The sequence below is a fragment of the Micromonospora sp. CNZ322 genome (assembly GCF_007827755.1).
On the sequence record NZ_VITD01000002.1, the window covers coordinates 688,261 to 706,792 of the forward strand.

At 72.1% G+C, this 18,532-nt stretch carries 17 protein-coding genes; 8 read left to right on the plus strand and 9 right to left on the minus strand.

Annotated features, from left to right (window positions below; genetic code table 11):
• Nucleotides 1-83: 83 nt before the first annotated feature.
• Nucleotides 84-1,286, plus strand: coding sequence for an FAD-dependent oxidoreductase (locus tag FB453_RS08185; protein ID WP_145788786.1), 1,203 nt, complete (start codon nt 84-86; stop codon nt 1,284-1,286).
• Nucleotides 1,287-1,291: 5 nt separating this feature from the next.
• A complete protein-coding gene (locus FB453_RS08190; protein WP_145788986.1) occupies nt 1,292-2,200 on the plus strand; it encodes an RNA polymerase sigma-70 factor in 909 nt (302 codons plus the stop codon).
• A gap of 16 nt (nt 2,201-2,216) precedes the next feature.
• Here the strand turns inward: FB453_RS08190 and FB453_RS08195 are convergent, their stop codons facing one another.
• A complete protein-coding gene (locus tag FB453_RS08195) occupies nt 2,217-3,122 on the minus strand; it encodes a LysR family transcriptional regulator (RefSeq protein ID WP_145788789.1) in 906 nt (301 codons plus the stop codon).
• Between the two features lie 152 nt (nt 3,123-3,274).
• On the opposite strand from FB453_RS08195, the gene FB453_RS08200 reads away from it, so the two are divergent.
• Nucleotides 3,275-4,213 carry an SDR family NAD(P)-dependent oxidoreductase gene (locus tag FB453_RS08200; RefSeq protein WP_145788790.1) on the plus strand — a complete coding sequence of 313 codons (939 nt, stop codon included), beginning with the start codon at nt 3,275-3,277 and terminating at the stop codon, nt 4,211-4,213.
• Between the two features lie 74 nt (nt 4,214-4,287).
• Here the strand turns inward: FB453_RS08200 and FB453_RS08205 are convergent, their stop codons facing one another.
• The gene (locus FB453_RS08205) at nt 4,288-4,848 is read right to left on the minus strand and encodes an NAD(P)H-dependent oxidoreductase (RefSeq protein WP_145788792.1); all 561 of its coding nucleotides are present in this window, start codon (nt 4,846-4,848) and stop codon (nt 4,288-4,290) included.
• Between the two features lie 137 nt (nt 4,849-4,985).
• Between FB453_RS08205 and FB453_RS08210 the strand changes: the two genes are divergently transcribed.
• Nucleotides 4,986-5,459 carry a MarR family winged helix-turn-helix transcriptional regulator gene (locus FB453_RS08210; RefSeq protein ID WP_145788794.1) on the plus strand — a complete coding sequence of 158 codons (474 nt, stop codon included), beginning with the start codon at nt 4,986-4,988 and terminating at the stop codon, nt 5,457-5,459.
• Between the two features lie 34 nt (nt 5,460-5,493).
• On the opposite strand, the gene FB453_RS08215 is transcribed toward FB453_RS08210, so the two are convergent.
• From FB453_RS08215 to FB453_RS08245, 7 genes are all read right to left on the minus strand, one after another.
• Nucleotides 5,494-5,994, minus strand: a complete 501-nt coding sequence (locus FB453_RS08215; protein WP_145788796.1) for an anthrone oxygenase family protein — start codon at nt 5,992-5,994, stop codon at nt 5,494-5,496.
• A gap of 48 nt (nt 5,995-6,042) precedes the next feature.
• Nucleotides 6,043-7,890 carry an IucA/IucC family protein gene (locus tag FB453_RS08220; protein WP_186718118.1) on the minus strand — a complete coding sequence of 616 codons (1,848 nt, stop codon included), beginning with the start codon at nt 7,888-7,890 and terminating at the stop codon, nt 6,043-6,045.
• A complete protein-coding gene (locus tag FB453_RS08225) occupies nt 7,887-8,510 on the minus strand; it encodes a GNAT family N-acetyltransferase (RefSeq protein WP_145788810.1) in 624 nt (207 codons plus the stop codon). Before FB453_RS08225 ends, FB453_RS08220 begins: the two co-directional genes overlap by 4 nt.
• Nucleotides 8,507-9,784, minus strand: coding sequence for a lysine N(6)-hydroxylase/L-ornithine N(5)-oxygenase family protein (locus FB453_RS08230; RefSeq protein WP_145788990.1), 1,278 nt, complete (start codon nt 9,782-9,784; stop codon nt 8,507-8,509). Before FB453_RS08230 ends, FB453_RS08225 begins: the two co-directional genes overlap by 4 nt.
• A 62-nt stretch (nt 9,785-9,846) precedes the next feature.
• Complete coding sequence (locus FB453_RS08235; RefSeq protein WP_145788812.1) at nt 9,847-11,385, minus strand: pyridoxal phosphate-dependent decarboxylase family protein; 1,539 nt, start codon at nt 11,383-11,385, stop codon at nt 9,847-9,849.
• A gap of 98 nt (nt 11,386-11,483) precedes the next feature.
• Nucleotides 11,484-12,344 carry a siderophore-interacting protein gene (locus FB453_RS08240; RefSeq protein ID WP_145788814.1) on the minus strand — a complete coding sequence of 287 codons (861 nt, stop codon included), beginning with the start codon at nt 12,342-12,344 and terminating at the stop codon, nt 11,484-11,486.
• A gap of 4 nt (nt 12,345-12,348) precedes the next feature.
• Nucleotides 12,349-13,380, minus strand: a complete 1,032-nt coding sequence (locus tag FB453_RS08245; protein ID WP_145788817.1) for an ABC transporter substrate-binding protein — start codon at nt 13,378-13,380, stop codon at nt 12,349-12,351.
• A 73-nt stretch (nt 13,381-13,453) separates the two neighbouring features.
• On the opposite strand from FB453_RS08245, the gene FB453_RS08250 reads away from it, so the two are divergent.
• From FB453_RS08250 to FB453_RS08265, 4 genes are read left to right on the plus strand one after another with little or no spacing between them, the layout of a single operon-like run.
• Entirely contained in the window at nt 13,454-14,566 is a 1,113-nt protein-coding gene (locus FB453_RS08250) for a FecCD family ABC transporter permease (protein ID WP_486480204.1), read from the plus strand.
• Nucleotides 14,563-15,591, plus strand: coding sequence for an iron chelate uptake ABC transporter family permease subunit (locus FB453_RS08255; protein ID WP_145788819.1), 1,029 nt, complete (start codon nt 14,563-14,565; stop codon nt 15,589-15,591). The genes FB453_RS08250 and FB453_RS08255 overlap by 4 nt, the downstream gene beginning before the upstream one ends.
• A gap of 29 nt (nt 15,592-15,620) precedes the next feature.
• A complete protein-coding gene (locus FB453_RS08260; RefSeq protein ID WP_145788821.1) occupies nt 15,621-16,445 on the plus strand; it encodes an ABC transporter ATP-binding protein in 825 nt (274 codons plus the stop codon).
• Complete coding sequence (locus tag FB453_RS08265; protein ID WP_145788822.1) at nt 16,442-18,505, plus strand: penicillin acylase family protein; 2,064 nt, start codon at nt 16,442-16,444, stop codon at nt 18,503-18,505. The genes FB453_RS08260 and FB453_RS08265 overlap by 4 nt, the downstream gene beginning before the upstream one ends.
• Nucleotides 18,506-18,532 lie beyond the last annotated feature (27 nt).

Sequence of the window (18,532 nt, forward strand, 5' to 3'; positions counted from 1 at the left end):
GCAGGCGTCACATCGCTGCGATGTCACGAACCGACGAGCGGCACGCATCTCGTGGTCGTCAGTCCGATCAGAGAGGCGGAACAATGAGCACAGCGCATCGACAGGTCCCGGCGGGCACACACCACGTACTGATCCTCGGCGCGGGCTACGCGGGCATGGCCGCGGCGACCCAACTGGCGGCCCGGACCAGGCGGGCCGACGTGCAGGTGACAGTGATCAACGCGCAGGAGCGGTTCACCGAGCGTCTCCGGCTGCACATGACGGCGACCGGTCAGCGGCTCGCCGACCTGGACATCCCTGAACTGCTGGCGGGAACGGGTGCGCAGTTCGTGCGCGGCTGGGTGACAGCGGTGGACGCGCACGCGAAGACCGTCCGCGTCGACGACAGTCGGGTGCTGCGCTACGACACCCTGGTCTACGCGTTGGGCAGCGTGACGGACACGGCGGCGGTCCCCGGCGTCGAGGAGCACGCGTACGCCCTGGACGGTCCGAGCGGCGCGACCACACTGGCGGACCGGCTGGCACGGCTCGGCGCCGGCACTGTCGTCGTGGTCGGCAGCGGGTTGACCGGGGTCGAGGCGGCCGCGGAGATCGCCGAACGGCACCCGGAGGTCGGTGTAACGCTGGTGGGCCAGCAGGATCCGGGAGCGAGCATGAACCCGAAGGCCCGGGCGTACCTGCGGGGCGCGCTGACCCGCCTCGGCGTCCAGGTGATCAGTGGAGCGGCGGTCACCAGGGTCCGGCCCGACGCTGTCGAACTGGCCGGTGCGGAGACCGTGGCGGCCGATGTCGTCCTCTGGACGGGTGGTACCCGGGTGGCGCCGCTGGCCGCCGCCGCCGGGTTGACCGTCGACGAACGCGGTCGCGTCGTCACCGATTCCGCGTTGCGGTCGGTGTCGCACCCCGAGGTGTACGCGATCGGCGATGCGGCAGCGATCCGGCAGGGTTACGGAGTGCTGCACGGCACCTGCCAGAGCGGGATGCCGACTGGCGTGCACGCGGCGGTGTCGATCGCCCGCGCGCTGCGGGGCAGGCAACCCAGGCCATTCCGGTTCGGTTACTACCACACGCCCGTGAGCCTGGGTCGAAACGACGCGGTCGTGCAGTTCACCCGCCCCGACGACAGCCCTCGCCGCGGGTGTCTGACCGGGCGGATGGCGGTCTGGTACAAGGAGACCGTGAGCGCTTCGCCCTGGCCGACCTACCGTCGCATGTCTCGGTTGCCCTCCTCCGGCGCGTTCTGGCCGCGCGGCGGCCGCTTCACCCGCCTGCGGGACGCCCGGTGACGCACATGCCGGGCCCTGACGAGCAGGTGTTCCACAGTCATCGCAACCTGCTGTTCTCGGTGGCCTACCGGATCCTCGGCAGCGCGGCCGACGCCGAGGACGCGGTGCAGGACGCCTGGATCAGCTGGTCCTCGGCAGACCGCTCCCAGGTCGCCGACCCGAAGGCGTACCTCGCCCGCATCGTGTCGAACCTCGCGTTGCAGCGTCTGCGCTCGGCCCGGCACCACCGCGAAACCTATCCGGGGCCGTGGTTGCCCGAACCCGTCCTGACCGAAGGGGACGCCGCCGACGCCGTCACCGACGCCGAGTCGGTGTCGATGGCGATGCTGGTGGTGCTGGAGACGCTCAGCCCGCTCGAACGCGCCGTGTTCGTCCTGCGGGAGGTCTTCGACTTCAGCCACGCGGAGATCGCAGCGGCGGTGGAGCGCTCCGAGGCGGCGGTCCGCCAGATCGCCCACCGGGCTCGTGAGCACGTTCGGGGCCAGCGGCAACGTTTCACGGCGGACCGGTCGCAGCAGCGCGGGGTCACCGAGCGATTCCTCGCCGCCGCGACCGGTGGCGACATCAACACCCTGCTGGAGCTGCTGTCTCCGGACGTGACGTTGTGGACCGACGGTGGCGGTAAGGTCCGCCAGGCCCTGCGTCCCATCAGGGGCGCGGGAACGGTCGCCGCGTGGTTCGCGGCCATCGCCACCGTCACCTACCAGGGCGTCGCGCCGCACGACATGCGCGCCGCTCTGGTCGAGATCAACGGGGGCCCGGGTCTGGTGTTCAGCGGTGCGGGTCGGGTGGTCGCCACCGTCTCCTTCGACATCGACGCCGGCGGTCGCATCACCGCCATCCACAACGTCGCCAACCCCGACAAACTTCGCGCCGTCGCCGACGGCACCGCCCACCACCTCGCGACGCGGTGAGCCAGCCGGCTCACCGTCAGCCGGTGCTGGTGAGGTCGGTGGTCGCCGCGAGTTCCGTGACCACGTCCAGGAAGCGGTGCAGCGCGGGCGCGGTGTTGCCCGCCAACCACACCATCTCGGTGTACGCGTAGGCGCCGGCCAGCGGAACGAACACCACGCCGGTGCGGCGAAGACTCGCCGCCGAGCAGGCGAGCCGGGTGACGCCGAGCCCGGCGGCGACCAGGCCGAGGAGGCTCTGCACGCCGGCCTCCTCCTGAACGACGGTCGGTACGAAGCCCGCTTCCCGGAACTGGTCCTCGTAGGCGCGGTGCCAGGGTTCCCAGGAGCTGCGCGGGGTCATGACCCACGGTTCGTCCGCCAGGTCGGCGAGGGTCAACTCGTCGCGCCCGGCGAGCGGGTGGCCCTCGGGCAGCACCGCGCAGACCGGTTCGGTCGTCAGCCTCCTGGACTCCAGGCCGGGCACGAGCGGGGTCCGGGTGAAGGCGACGTCGAACCGCCCGTCGAGGACGCCCTGCACCACTGTCGCGATGCTGGTGGACTCGGTGGCCAGGTGCAGGTCGGGGAGGTGGTGGCGGACTGCCCGGACCACCGGGGGCAGCAGATGGTTGGCGACGGTGGTCAGGAAGGCGAGCCGGAGGGTGCCGACCTCACCCCGCAGGGCCCGTTCCACGACGGCGACGGCCTGCTCGGCGCGGTCGGTGACGGCGCGCGCCTCGGGCACGAACAGGGCGCCGATGTCGGTGAGGGTGGTGCCACGGCTGTCACGGTCGAACAGTTTCGCCCCGAGCGCGCGTTCCAGGGCGGTGATCTGCTGCGACAGCGACTGCTGGGCGATCATCAGGCGGGCGGCGGCGCGGGTGAAGCTCAGCTCCTCCGCGAGGACCAGGAAGTACCGCAGTTGTCGCAGCTCAGGCGTGGCCACAGGAACAGACTGTAGCCACGCCAGGAAGAGCGTGTTGGCCGTCCGCACAGACCTCCGCGCACGATCGGTGCGAAGGGCGGCGCCGGCACACCGTACGCCGGTACGGCAAGCCGGCACGGCCACGTGAGGACACCCACCGAAGGAAGACGTTCATGTCGGAAACACGCGTCAGCACGCCGTTCAACGCCCAATCCACCGCCGCCGACGTCGTGGCCGGTGTCGACCTGACCGGGCAACGCGCCATCGTCACCGGCGCCTCGTCCGGCATCGGGGTGGAGACCGCCCGGGCGCTCGCCATGGCGGGCGCCGAGGTGACGCTTGCGGTACGGGACGTGCGGGCCGGAGAACGGACCGCGCGGGAGATCGGCGCCGGGACCGGGAACCGGCTGCTCCGGGTCGCGCCGTTGGACCTTTCCGACCAGCGGTCGGTCGCCGCGTTCGTGGCCGCCTGGGACGGGCCTCTGCACATCCTGGTCAACAACGCCGGGGTGTCGGCGACCCCCGAGATGCGCACGGCGGAGGGTTGGGAGTTGCAGTTGGCCACCAACCACCTCGGCCACTTCGCACTCGCCAACGGGCTGCACCGGGCGCTCGCCGAGGCCAGTCGGGCCCGCGTGGTGTCGCTGAGTTCCATCGCCCACGTTCGGGCCCCGATGGTCTTCGAGGACGTCAACTTCCGGCAACGCCCCTATGACCGTTTCGTCGCCTACGGCGAGTCGAAGACCGCCACCGCGCTGTTCGCTGTCGAGGCGAACCGGCGCTGGGCCGGCGACGGCATCACCGTCAACGCGGCCAACCCGGGTGCGGTCACCACCAACCTGGGACGGCATCTCACCGAGGAGGACTACGCGAACCTTCCGGCGTACGACTTCAAGACCCCGCAGCAGGGGGCCGCGACCTCCGTGCTGCTCGCCGCGGGGCCGCAGGTCGAGGGCATCGGCGGCCGGTATTTCGAGGACTGTGAGCAGGCGATGCGCCACGACCCGGCGGACCCGCTGCGCGGCGTCGCCGACCACGCGATCGACCCGGAGGCGGCCGCGCGGCTGTGGCAGCTCTCGCTGGACCTGCTCGGCGACGCTCGGCGCGCCTGACGAGCACAGCGTGCCTGAACGCACGGAAACGGCCGTGGGGTCCCCCACGGCCGTTTCCGGACGACGCGAAACGCTCAGGCCTTGCGCAGCGGAGCGAGCGCCGTGCTCCAGGCGACCACCTGGTCGAGCGTGGCGGTCAGCGAGTCCTGGTGGAACTGGTTGGGCTTGAAGACGCTGAAGTTCTCGAAGTCGGTGAAGAGCGACAGCGCGACCTGCGAGCGCACGTCGGCCATCTGGAGCTCACCGGAGATCAGACGCAGGTGCTCCACGGCACGCGTGCCGCCGACCGAGCCGTAGCTGACAAAGCCGACGGCCTTGTTGTTCCACTCGGCGTAGAGGAAGTCGATCGCGTTCTTCAGGGCGCCCGAGGTCGAGTGGTTGTACTCGGGGGTAACCATGATGAAGCCGTCGAACGACGCGATCGTCTCGGCCCACCGCTTGGTGTGCGGCTGGGTGTACTGGCCCATCGAGGGCGGGTACGCCTCGTCGAGGTGCGGCAGCTGGTAGTCGAGCAGGTCGATCAGCTCGTACTCCGCGTCGGAGCGCTGCTTGGCGATGTCGAGCACCCAGCGGGCGACGGCCTCGCCGTTACGCCCCGGGCGGGTGCTTCCGAGGATGATCCCGATCCTGGTCATGTGTGGCGCCTTTCAGAGGTCCTTGCCTGACGACGGGAACGCTAACCGCTGCTTGATTGGTCAAGCAAATATGTGACCTATGGGCGTTGTCACACGGAGGGTGAGCACTTGCTCAGTCAAACAAGTACGATAGGAGGATGTCCAACCCCTCCGCAGCGCCTCCGCAACCCCTCGCCCCAGACGAGGAATCCCTGGTCCGCGCCCTGGGCCAGGTGATGCACGTCCTGCCCCGCGCGATCGACGCGGACATGGTCGGTGACCGTCAGCTACCGCTCACCGAGTACACCGCGCTGATGAACCTCTCCGAGACGCCAGACCGGCGGATGCGCATGAACGAACTCGCCGCGCTCTGCTACCTCTCGCTGAGCGGCATGACCCGCACGATCATCCGGCTGGAGACGCAGGGCCTGGTCCGGCGGGAACGGTGCGAGGAGGACGCGCGCGGCTGGAACGCCGTCCTCACCGACGCGGGCTACGCCCGCCTGCAGGAAGCCTGGCCCAGTCACCTGGCCGCCGTACGCCGCCGGTTCCTCCAGCACTTCGAGGGCTTCGACCTCGCCCAGCTGGCCCGCGCGTTCCAGCAAGCCGGCACGGCAGAGCCGACCGACTGAGCCGACGCCGGCCCGGTCGGTCGCCCGTCCGGCCTCAGCCGAGCAGCCGACCCTCGGCCACCAGCGCCCACGCCAGCAACCCGAAGGCGCCGGTCGACGCGACGGCGCGGACGACGTTGGCGCGTACCCAGGTCACCTCGAAGCGCGCCCGCAGCGCCGCGAGGCCGGCGGCGTCGCCGGCGTCGCCGGCGCGGGCCAGCACGTTGTTGAGCGGCACGTTGACCACTGCGGTGACGCCGAGCACCACCACGTACAGCAGCAGCCCGGCGACGATCCACGGCAGCACCGCCCGACGCTCGGCCCCCAGGTGCAGCGCCGCCGCCAGCAGCGTGAACAGCAGCGCGCCGCCGAAGCACACAGCGAACCAGCCGTTGAGGATCGACTCGTTGATCCGCCGCATGGCGAGCACCAAAGTCCGGTCGTCGCTGCGGGCCAGACCCGGCATGACCGCGTACGCGAAGGCGGCGAACAGCCCGGCGGTCAGGCCGGTGGTCACTGTGGCGGCGAACAGGCTCGCGGTACTCAGAACTCCCATCCGCCTATTGCACCCGTTGGCGTGCCCGCTGACCAAACGCGACAGCGGTCACCGGGCCCGAGCGTGGGCGGCCAGCGGGTTGGTGAGGGTGCCGACGAACTGGAGCGCCGCCGACGGGTCGGCCAGGTCGATCATCTGCTGGTTGTTGCGCAGTTGCAGCCGGTTGAGGCAGGACAGCGTGAACTCCGGGGCGAACAGGTCGTAGTGGCGGACCCGCTCGGCCAGGTGCGGCACCCGGTCAAAGTAGTCGGCGGCGCAGGCCGCGACAGTGCGCCAGAAGTCGTCCTCGGCGAGCACGCCGGCCTCGACCAGGACCGCGTTGAGGTGCCGCAGGAAGCAGTCCACCACGTCGGTGAAAATGGTCAGCAGCTTGGTGTCGTCGGGCACCTCGACGCGGATCCGCTCCACCGCCGCCGGCAGCTCGACCTTGTCGCTCATCACCGCGATCTCCTCGGCGATGTCCTTGAAGATCACCCGCTGGACGGTGTCCTGCTCGTCGAGGACCAGGATGACGTTCTCGCCGTGCGGCATGAAGGCCAGGTCGTGGGCGTAGAAGCTGTGCAGCAGCGGGGTCAGGTAGGCGTCCAGGTAGCGACGCAGCCACACCTCGGGTACCAGGCCGGACCGGGCGATCAACGCCGCCGCCAGTGAGCCGCCCTCGTCGTCGACGTGCAGCAGCGCGGCCATGGTGGACAGTCGCTCCCCCGGCGCCAGCTCGGGCACCGGGCTCTCCCGCCACAGGGCGGCCAACATCTTGCGGTACGGGGAGGTGCGCTCGGTCGCCGCCTCGTACTGCCGGTGCCGGTAACCCACGGCGGCCCGCTCCCGGATGACGGTCAGGCCGGTGCCGGTCAGCACCTCGTCGGCGGCGATCAGGTCGGCCAGCCAGTCGTTGATCGCCGGGGTGGCCTCCATGTAGGCGGCCGACAGCCCCCGCATGAAGCCCATGTTCAGCACCGACAGCGCGGTCTTGACGTAGTGCCGACCCGGCTCGCTGACGTTGAAGAAGGTGCGGATGGACTGCTGGGCGAGGTACACGTCCGGCCCGGGGCCGAGGTGCACCAGCCGCCGCTCGGCCAGCTCCCCGGCGAAGGTGACCGCCAGCTTGTTCCACCACTGCCACGGGTGCGCCGGGATCAGGTGGTAGTCGGCGAGGTCCAGCCCGAGATCGGCCATCGTGGCCGCGAACCGGGCCCGGGTCTCGGCGTCCAACTCGCTCTCGATGAGCGTGTCGTAGTCGAGGTCGGCGGCGCTGCTGAACGTCGAGTGGTCCCGGTGTGCGGCCAGCCACTCCAGCCGCACCGGCGCTGCGGCCTCCGGGGCGTACCGGTGGTACTCGTCGACGCCGAACCCGAGCCGGCCGTTGTTCGCCACGAAGCAGGGGTGGCCCTCGGTCATCGAGGTCTCGATGGTCTGGAAGTCCGCCTCGGCCAGCTCGGCGGCGCTCGGCGCGGCCTGGGCCAGTTTGTACGCCGTACCGGCCAGCGTCGAGGTGATCTCCTCCAGATAGACCGGGAGCACCCGCGCGGAGAGCCCGAGGGTGTCGCGCAGTTCGACGATGAGGTCCACCGCGTCCGGGGCCAGGGCGCTGCCGTCGCGGTGTCGGGTGATGCTGTCCGCGTCGATCTGCCAGTGCGCCAGGGCGAGCACCCGCGCCGCGAACCGGTAGGTGACAGTGCCGTCGTCGCTGCGGACCTCGTACCACTGCCGGTCGTCGGGGCCGGCCACGGCCTCCGGGGTGAGCAGCCGCTCGTGGGTGAACTCGGCGAGGGCCTTGCGGACCAGCAGCCGGTTGGCCCGGGCCCAGCGCTGCGGGGTGAGGTGCCCGACCGGGTCGCCGGGGGCGTTGTGCGCCGTGGCGACGGGCGGGTGGGTGGGTACGGCGGTGGTGGTCACGCCGGGGCTCCTTCGGTTCGGGTGACAGCGGCGCGGTCGGCGGCGGCGCGGTCGGCGGCGGCGCGGTCGGCGGCGGCCTGGAACTGGGCTCGGGTGCAGACGCTGAGCAGCGCGTCCTTCTCGGGCTTGGCGATCGGGCCGACGACAGTGAAGCCGACGGCGGCGTTCAGCGCGTGCACGGCGGTGTTGCGCACGTCCGGTTCGACCACCACCCGTCGGGTCGTCGGGTCGTCGAAGAGCCACGCCATGACGGTGCCGATCACCGCCCGGGTGAAGCCGTGCACTGGCGCGTCGACCGGCGCGCAGAGGAAGTGCATGCCCACGTCACCGGGCTGGTGGTCGTACAGGCCGACCAGCTCGACGTGGGCCGGGTCGTAGCGCTCCGCCAGGAAGGCGGGACTCCCCCGCCACAGGCCGAGGTACGCGTCGTGGTGCGGGTGCTCGGCGATGCGCCGATACTCCTCGGCGACCTGGGCCAGGTCGGCGTCCTGCATCATCCAGAACGCCGCCTTTGGGTGGGTCACCCAGGCGTGCAGCGGCGCCGCGTCGGCGTCCAGATCGAGCGGCCGCAGCGCGAACTCACCGAGCCCCTCGTCGACCCGGGTGAAGACGCTCGTCACGACGACACCCCAAACTCCTGGAAGGTAATGCTCTTCTCGATCGGGTAGTGCTCCCGGCCGAGCAGCTCACGGATGATCCAGGAGTTGCGGTAGGCGCCCATGCCCAGGTCCGGTGAGGTGATGCTGTGCGTGTGGGTGCCCGCGTTCTGCAGGAAGATGCCCCGCCCACTGTGGTCGATGCTGTAATTGCGGGCCACGTCGAAGCGGCCGTGCGCGTCCCAGCGAATCCGGTCCCGCACCGGCGTGAGGAACTCCGGCACCTGGTAGTGGTAGCCGGTGGCCAGCACCAGCCCCTCGGTACGCAGCACGAAGTCGCGCTCCTGCTCCACCTGACGCAACCCCAGCGTGTACTGCCCGTCCTGGTGCTCGGCGCTGACCAGCTCGGTGTTGGTGAGCAGGCGGGTGTTCACCGGCCCGTCCACGCTGTGCGCGTAGAGCAGGTCGAAGATGTCGTTGATCAGGTCGGCGTTGATCCCCTTGAACAGGCCCTTCTGCTCGGACTCCAGCCGGTAGCGGGTCGCCTCGGGTAGCGCGTGGAAGTAGTCCACGTAGTCCGGTGAGGTCATCTCCAGCGTCAGCTTTGTGTATTCGAGCGGGAAGAACCGCGGCGACCGGGTCACCCAGTTGAGCTGGTAGCCGTACCGGTCGATGTCGCCGAGCAGGTCGTGGTAGATCTCGGCGGCGCTCTGCCCGCTGCCCACCACCGTGATGCTGCGCTTGGTACGCAGCGCCGTGCGGTGCTCCAGGTAGTGGGAGTTGTGCACGGCGTCGCCCGGCAACCCGGCCACGGCCGGGGGCAGGTGCGGCGGGGTGCCGGTGCCGAGCACCAGGTGCCGGGCCCGGTACTGCACGGTCTCTCCCGTGCCGGTGCTGGCCCGCACCACGTACCGCTCGTCGGCGCTGTCGTACTCCACAGTGGTCACATTCTGGCCGAAGCGCAGGTTTGGCAGTTTCGCCGCCGCCCACCGGCAGTACGCGTCGTACTCACTGCGCAGCGGGTAGAAGCTCTCCCGGATGTAGAACGGGTAGAGCCGGCCGATCTCCTTGAGGTAGTTGAGGAAGGAGTACGGCGACGTCGGGTCGGCGAGGCTGACCAGGTCGGCGATGAACGGGGTCTGCAACCGGGCCGACTCCAGCAGCATGCCGGGGTGCCAGGCGAGGCTCGGCCGGGCCTCCAGGAACACCCCGTCGAGCTCGTCGATCGGCGCGGTCAGGCAGGCCAGGCCCAGGTTGTACGGGCCCAACCCGATGGCGATGAAGTCGTGGGTGGACATCGGGGTCTCCAGGCGCGGGTTCGTGGTCACCGGCGTCAGCCGACGGGGCAGGTTCATCGGCGTCAGCCGACGTGGCAGGTCAGGTCGGCGTCGACGTGGTCGTGCACGTACTGGCCGGCGTGGGTGGCGATCAGGTCGAGTACGTACCCGACGTCGTCGACTGTGGTTTCCGGGTTGAGCAGTGTGAACTTCAGGAAGTGCCGGCCGTCCACCCGGGTCCCGGCGACCACTGCGAGACCGGACGCCGCGAGGGCCTCCCGGGCGTGCAGGTTGGCGGCGTCGGCCAACTCCCGGCCGGGGCCGGTGGGCAGGTAGCGGAACACCACGGTGCTCAGCTCCGAGCGCGTCACCACCTCGAAGCGCGGGTCCTCGCTGACCAGTTGCCAGGCGTCGGCGGCGCGGTCGACGACCTCGTCGAAGAGCCCGCCGAGCGCGTCCGGGCCCATCACCCGCAGGGTGAGCCAGAGCTTCAGCGCGTCGAAACGGCGGGTGGTCTGCAAGCTCTTGTCGACCTGGTTGGGGATGCGCTGCTCCACCATCCGGGCCGGGTTGAGGTAGTCGGCGTGGTAGGTGACGTGCCGCAGTGTCCGCCGGTCGCGGACCAGCAGCGCGCTGGAGCTGACCGGCTGGAAGAACGACTTGTGGAAGTCCACAGTGACCGAGTCGGCCCGGTCGATGCCGTCGAGCAGGTGCCGGCGCGTCGGCGAGACGAGCAGACCGCAGCCGTACGCGGCGTCCACGTGCAGCCACACGCCGGCTGCCGCGCAGATCCCGGCCAGGTCCGTGAGCGGGTCGATCGAGCCGAAGTCGGTGGTACCGGCGGTGCCGACGACGGCCATCACCACCAGCCCGGCCTGCCGGCACCGGGCGATCTCCTCGCGGACGGCGGCCGGCCGGATCCGTCGCCGGACGTCAGTGGGTACCGCGATCACCGCGTCCGGGGCGAGGCCGAGCAGTTTGGCCGACTTCTGCACGCTGAAGTGACCGGCGGCGGAGGTGAGCACGCGCAGCCGGGGCAGCAGTTCGGCGCGCGCCGCCGGGCCGATGGCGTCGGCGCACGCCTCCTCCCGGGCCAGCAGCAGCGCCTGGAGATTGGACTGGCTGCCGCCGCTGGTGAAGATGCCGTCGGCGCGGTGACCGAGGCCGATCCGCTCGGCCGTCCAGTCGACCAGCCGGCGCTCGATGAGGGTGGCTCCGGCGCTCTGGTCCCAGGTGTCCAGCGAGGAGTTCACGGCGGTGAGCACCGCCTCACCGAGCAGCGCCGGGATGGCCACCGGGCAGTTGAGGTGGGCCAGGTAGCGGGGGTGGTGGAACCAGACGGCGTCGCGCAGGTAGACGTTCTCCAGCTCGTCGAGGGCGGCGCCGGCATCGCCCAGCGGACGGTCCAGGTCCACCCGGTCGACCAGGGGGGCCAGCTCGGCCGGCGTGATTCCGGTGCCGGGACGGTCCACCGTGGCCACTCGGCGGGCTACCCGGTCGACGCCGTCGGCGATCGTCCGGCGGTACTGCTCGACCGAGCCACCGTGCAGCAGCTGGGCCCGCGCGGCGGTTGACGCCGGTGGCGGTGTGGTGGTCTCGACGGGGTACGTCGGCACGGTCACGGAATGTCCTTCCACGTTCTCGACGAGGGGCAGCCGGAACCCTCCCCGGCGCGGCGGTGCGCCTCGGGGCAGTGCTGCCGATCGGTTGGGGTCGTCAGTCAGGCGGTGGCGCCGGCCAGCGCCTCGGCACGCAGGTCCTCTTCGGACAGTCCGCGTCGCCAGTAGCCGGCGAAGGTCACCCTCCGGCGGTCGAAGCCGCGCTCGTCGACGAGGTGCCGGCGCAGCGCCCGGACCACGCCGGACTCACCGGCGATCCAGGCGTACGGGGTGCCGCCGGTGGGGAGCCGGGCGCCCCGAACGGAGCTGACCAGCAGGTCACTACCGGGCGGTGTGCTGCCCCGCACGATCCACCTGGTCTCGGCGTCGGCAGCGGTGGGCAGGTCGGTGATGTCCGCGGCGTCGGGCACCTCGATCCAGGCGCGCACCCGGGCGCCGGCGGGCAGCCAGGCCAGGATGCCCTCGACGGCCGGCAGCGCGGTCTCGTCGGCGGCGAGCAGTACGAGGTCCGTGCCGTCCGGCGGGCGGAAGCAGACGCTGCGGTTGTCGGGCACCGCCGGGCCGAGCAGCAGCACCCGGTCGCCGGGACCGGCCAGGGCGGCCCAGCGGGAGGCGGGGCCGGTGTCGCCGTGGCTGACGAAGTCGATGTCGACAGCGGTGTCGGCCGGGCGGTGCTCCCGGATGGTGTACGAGCGCAGCACCGCGCGGACGTCCGCCGGCAGTGCCCGCCAGCCGCCGAACCAGTCCTCGCCCTGCTCGACCGGGACCACCGGGGCGTGCTGCCCGGGGTGCGGCAGGAACAGCGAGACGCTCTGGTCCCGGCCACCGCCGGCGAAGTCGGCCAGTTCCCCGCCACCGAAGGTGACCCGGATCAGCGAGGCGCCGACCCGACGGGCCCGGACGACGTGCGCGGCGTAGAAGCGGTACTGCGGGGCGATCGGTGCGGTGGCGCTCGTACTCATGGCGTCAGCTGACCTTCTTCGCGTTCCGGATGGCGGTGGCGAGGTTCTCCAGCAGCGGCGCTGAGCCGGCGTACGAGAAGCGGGGTACCGCGTCCCACGGGCTCACCTGGTTGGCCTTGACCGCCGGCAGTTGCTGCCAGGTCGGCTTGGCGGTGAGGTCCTTGGCCTGCAAGGCGGTGCTGCGGTTGTCCAGCAGGATCAGGTCGGCCGGGAACTTGCCGGCGCTCTCCCAGCTCAGCGCCTCGAAGTAGTCGCCAGCTTCGAGCTTGGTGGGGACCACGATGTCGACGCCCAACTCGGCGAAGTACATCAGGTCGGTGCTGACCTTCGGGTTGGAGACGTAGAAGAGGTCGGGACTGCCGGAGCAGGCCATCACCTTGATCCCGGGGTTGGCCTTGACCGCCTGCCGGACCGCCTCGGAGGCGGCGTCGAAGCGGGCCTTTCCGTCGGTGACCTTCTTCGCGGACAGGTCCGCGCCGAGCGACTCGGCCAGCGCCGCGTACCGCTCGATGGGCTTGGTCATCGGCACCCGGGCGGTGGTGATCGCCACACTGGGCGCCAGCGGGAGGATCTTGGCCTTGCTCTCGTCCGGCACGTACCAGAGCGCGTCCGGGTCGTACATGTGGGTGACCAGCAGTTCGGGGCGCAGCGCCGCGTACTTTTCCAGGCTGAACTCGCCCCACACGTTGCCGAGGATCTCGACGCCCTCGACGTTCAGGTCGCCGGCCTGCGGCTCGGCAGTGCCGTCGGCGCGCCTGGTCTCACCGAACACGCCCACGAGCTGCTTGTCGAGACCGAAATCGATCAGGGCCGCCGCCACGCCGGTGAAGGCCACCACGCGGGTCGGACGGGCCGGGGCCTCAACCTTCGTGCCGCGGTCGTCGGTGAACGACCAGGGGCCACTTCCGTTGCCAGCGGCGGGTTTCGCGGCGTCGTCCTTGCCACAGGCAGCGAGCAGGGTGGCCAGCGTGGCAGCGCCACCGGCGGCCAGCAGGCCACGGCGGGAGAGGCGGCGGGCGGACAGGGCATCGGGCATGGTGTTGTCTTTCGATCAAGGGTTGGCCGGTGTCGACCAGGGCAGCGGGGTTAGGTTAGCCTAACCTCGGTTATTGTCAACAGCGGTTCGCCGTGTCGCCACCACCCCGGAGCCCACACTGGACGCCACACCCACCGTCACCCGACCGGCATCGCCCGTGCCGGCCAGGGAAACGGCCGCACCCCCGCGCCGGCGTGGCCGTCGGGCGGCCCGCGCCGCCGGCCTGGTCACCGCCGTGGCACTGCTCGCGGCGATCGTGGTGCTCAGCATCGCGGTCGGCGCTAAGGCCATGCCGCTCGCCGACGTCTGGTCCGGGTTGCTGCACCGCGACGCCACCGAGTACGCCGTGGTGCACCGGATGCGCCTGCCCCGCACCCTGCTCGGGCTGCTCGCCGGCACCGCCCTCGGTGTGGCGGGCGCGGTCATGCAGGCCCTCACCCGCAACCCACTCGCCGACCCCGGGCTGCTCGGCATCAACGCCGGCGCGTCCGCGGCCGTCGCCACCGCCGCCGCGTTCCTGGGCGTCACCGCCGTCGGCGGGTACGTCTGGTTCGCGCTGCTCGGCGCGGCGGCGGTGACCGCGCTCGTCTACGCCGTCGGCGGCGGACGCGGCGCCACCCCGGCCCGACTCGCGCTGGCCGGGGCTGCGCTCAACGCCACCCTCTACTCCTACGTGAGCGCGGTGATGCTGCTGGACACCGCGTCGCTGGAGCGGCTGCGTTTCTGGACGGTCGGCTCACTGGCCAGCGCGGACTCCACGACCGTCACCCGGGTGCTGCCGTTCATCCTCATCGGGCTGCTGGTCGCGCTCGGCGCCGCCCGTCCGCTGAACGCGCTGGCGCTCGGCGATGACGCGGCGCGAGCCCTCGGCGCGCGACCCGCGCTGATCCGGGCCGCCGTGATCGTCGCCGTCACCCTGCTCTGCGGCGCGGCGACCGCCGCGTGCGGGCCGATCGTCTTCGTCGGGCTGCTGGTGCCGCACCTGGTCCGCGCCCTGACCGGCCCGGACCTGCGCTGGCTGCTGCCGTACTGCGCGGTGCTCGCACCAGCGTTGCTGCTCGGCGCCGACGTGCTCGGCCGGGTGCTGGGCCGCCCCGGAGAACTCCAGGTCGGCATGGTGACCGCCGTGCTGGGCGGCCCGCTCTTCCTGTGGCTGGTCACCCGCCGACCGGTGGCGCAACCGTGACAGTTCTGCGTACTTCATGGGGGTTGTCGCTGCGGTTCCGGCCCCGCGCGTTGGGCGTCGGGGCCGGCGCGGCGGTGCTCGCCGCCGGGTTCGGTCTGGTGGCCCTGGGCAGTGGTGACTACCCGATGGGGCCGGCGGACGTCCTACGCACGCTGACCGGCGGTGGCACCGTGGCGGAGCAGTTCATCGTGCTCGAGCTGCGCCTGCCCCGGCTGGTCACCGCCCTGTTGGTCGGTGCGGCGTTGGCTCTCGCCGGCACGGTGTTCCAGTCGCTGGTCCGCAACCCGTTGGGCAGCCCGGACATCCTGGGCTTCACCCAGGGCGCGTCGACCGGGGCGCTGGTGGTGGTCGTCCTCGGTGGCAGCAGCCTGGCGTTGGCCGGCGCGGCGGTAGTCGGTGGCCTCGGCACCGGCCTGGTGATCTACGCGCTCGCCTGGCGGCGCGGAGTGCACGGCTACCGGCTCATCCTGGTCGGCATCGGGGTGGCCGCGATCCTGACCGGCGTCAACGGCTACCTGCTGACCCGGGCGCCCCTGATGGAAGCCGCCCGAGCGGTGCTCTGGCTCACCGGCAGCCTGGACGGGCGAGGCTGGGCCAACGCCGGGCCGCTGCTCGCCGTCCTGGTCGTGTTGGCGCCGCTGGTGCTCGTCGGCTGCGCCCCGGCGCTGCGGATGATGGAGCTGGGCGACGACGCGGCCAGCGCCCTGGGCGTGCCGGTGCGCCGGCTGCGCCTGGTGCTGCTCGCTGCCGCCGTGCTGCTGGTCTCGTTCGCGGCGGCCGCAGCCGGGCCGGTGTCCTTCGTGGCGCTCGTCGCCCCGCACGTGGCGAAACGTCTGACCCGGGCCCCGGGTCCGAACCTGCTGCCGTCGATGGCCGTCGGCGCGGCGCTGCTGGTCGGGGCCGACCTGGTGGCGCAGCGCGCGTTCGCCGGGCACCAACTCCCGGTCGGCGTGGTGACCGGCGTGATCGGCGGCGGCTACCTGGTCTTGCTGCTGGCGATGGAACGTCGGGCGGGCCGGCTGTGAACACCAGTGACGCCCTCGAAGGAGCACCCATGCGACCCGGCGATTCCCGACTTGGCGGCACCGCGCTGACCCTCGCCTACGACCAGCGCACCATCGCCGAGAACCTGACGGTGGCGGTGCCCGACAGGTCCTTCACGGTGATCATCGGCCCGAACGCGTGCGGCAAGTCGACGCTGCTGCGCGCCCTGTCCCGGATGCTGCGCCCCAGCGCCGGTGCGGTGCTGCTGGACGGACGGGACATTCACGATCTGCCGGCCCGCACTGTGGCCCGTACGCTCGGCCTGCTGCCGCAGTCGTCGATCGCACCGGACGGCATCAGCGTCGCCGAGCTGGTCGCCCGGGGCCGCTACCCCCACCAGGGGCTGCTGCGGCAGTGGTCCCGCGAGGACGAACGGGTGGTCGAGGAGTCGATGGCCGCGACCGGGGTCGACGACCTCGCCGACCGGGCGGTGGACGAGTTGTCCGGCGGGCAGCGGCAGCGGGTCTGGATCGCCATGGCGCTGGCCCAGCAGACGCCCCTGCTGCTGCTCGACGAGCCGACCACGTACCTCGACATCGCCCACCAGATCGAGATCCTGGACCTCTGCGCGCGGTTGCACGAGGAGCAGGGCCGCACCCTTGTCGCCGTTCTGCACGACCTGAACCACGCGGCCCGCTACGCCACCCACCTGATCGCCATGCGCGACGGGCGCGTGGTGGCCGCCGGGGAGCCGGCGTCGGTGGTCACCGCCGACCTGGTGGCGGAGGTGTTCGGGCTGCCCTGCCGGGTGATCGACGACCCGGAGACGGGCACCCCGCTGGTCGTCCCCGCGGCCCGACGCCGTGCCACCACAGTGGCCCCGGAGCCGGCGTGAGCGAGCGAACCAGCAACGAGCGGCGTTTCCGCGACCCGTGGGGGGTGCCGCACCTGCGGGCCGACGACCCGCTCGCGCTGGCGGCCGCGCAGGGCCGGGTGACCGCGTACGACCGGGCCTGGCAGATTGAGGTGGAACGGCACCGCGCCCAAGGCACCAGCGCGGCGTTCCTCGGCCCCGACGCGCTCGGCTGGGACCGGTTCGTCCGGCAGGTCCGGCTCGACGACACCGCACGCCGCTGCCACGCGGCACTGGACCCGGCGACCGCCGAGTGGGTGGGCGCCTACGTGCATGGCGTCAACGCCGCTCTCGCCGCCGGGGCGGCCCGGTCACCGGAGTTCGCCGCCACCGGGCTGCGCCCGGGTCGGTGGGAGCCGTGGACGCCGCTCGCGGTCTGGCTGGGCCACCACATTCTGTTCGCCGGGTTTCCCGGCAAGCTCTGGCGCGAGCACGTGGCGCAGCGGCTCGGGCCGGACGCGGTCGACCTATTCGCCACCGACGGTCCGGCAGTCGCCGGCAGCAACGGGTGGCTGCTCGCCGCCGAGCGCACCGGCACCGGGGCCGCGCTGCTCGCCGGCGATCCGCACCGGTTCATCGAGGATCCCGGCGTCTACCAGCAGATCCGGCTGGCCTGCCCGGAGTACGACGTGGTCGGGTTGGCGGTGCCGGGTGTGCCGGGCATCGCGCACTTCGGGCACGCCGGTCCGGTGGCCTGGGCGATCACCAACGCGATGGCCGACTACCAGGACGTGTACGCGGAGCGGCTGCGCCGCGACGGCCCCCGGGTGCAGGCGCTCGGCCCGGACGGCTGGCGACCGGCGCACCGCCACGTCGAGACGATCGAGGTGGCCGGGGCCGAGCCGGTCGAGGTCGAGGTGGTGGAGACCGATCGTGGTCCGGTGATCGCCGGTGGGCCGGACGACGAGAGTGCCGTCAGCCTGCGCTACCCGCCCCGGGTCCGGGGCGACCTCGGTTTCGCGACGCTGCCGGAGCTGCTGCGCGCCCGCACCGTTGCCGACGTGGACCACGCGCTGCGGCACTGGGTGGAGCCGGTCAACGTGGTGCAGGCGGCGGACACCGCCGGAGGGCTGTTGCACCGGGTCGCCGGGGCGGTGCCGGTGCGGCACCCGGGAAACGGCCGGCGGGTGGTCCCCGGATGGGACGCCGCGTATGCCTGGCAGGGCTGGCACGCGCCGATGCCCCGCGCCGAGGTGGTCGGTCGGTCGGTGATGGCCAACGAGCGCGGGCTGGCGGCGCCACTCGGGGTGGAGTTCGCCGCAGGGCACCGGGCGCATCGCATCGCCGAGCTGCTCGACGCCCGTTCGGCCTGGACGGCCGACGAGATGGCTTCGGTGCACACCGACACGTACCTGGGCGCCGCCGGGCCGCTGCTGGCGGTCCTCGCCGAGTCGACGCAACTCGGTCCGGCCGCCGCCGCGCTGCGTGAACGGCTGCTGCGCTGGGATCGCCGGATGGCCGCCGACAGCACTGACGCGGCGGCGTACGCCCTCCTGCGGGCGGCTGTCGTACGCCGGATCGCCGCCCACCCGGCGTTGGCCGAGCTGGCCGAACTGCCCGCGTACCCCGAGGTGTTCGCGCCCTGGCTGGCGCTGACGCCGCGCGTCGGTCACGCGCTGGAGCACCTCCTCTGCACGACCCCGCTGCCCGGTGTGGACATCAGCGCGTTGGTACGCGCGGCGGCCGAGGAGGTCGCCGACGCGGCAGCCGGGCAGGTGCCCTGGGGGGACCTGCACCGGCTGGCGCCGTGGCGGGCTTTGCCCGGCCCGGACACCGGGCCCGGCCCCCGGCTCGACGGTGACCACGACTGTGTGTTGGCCACCTCCAGCGTCCCCGGCGTCACCCACTGGTGCTTCCGGGGGCCAGCGGCGCGCTTCGTCTGGGACCTGGCCCGCCGCTCGGACAGCCGCTGGGTGGTCCCCCTGGGCGCCTGCGGGGTGCCCGACGACCCGCACCACGACGACCAGAGCGCCGCCTGGCTGGCCGGGAACCTGCTGCCGGTCGTCACGGACTGGGACCAGCTCGCCGAGGAACTGCACTGACGGCACCGGCCGCCGCTCGGGTGTGTC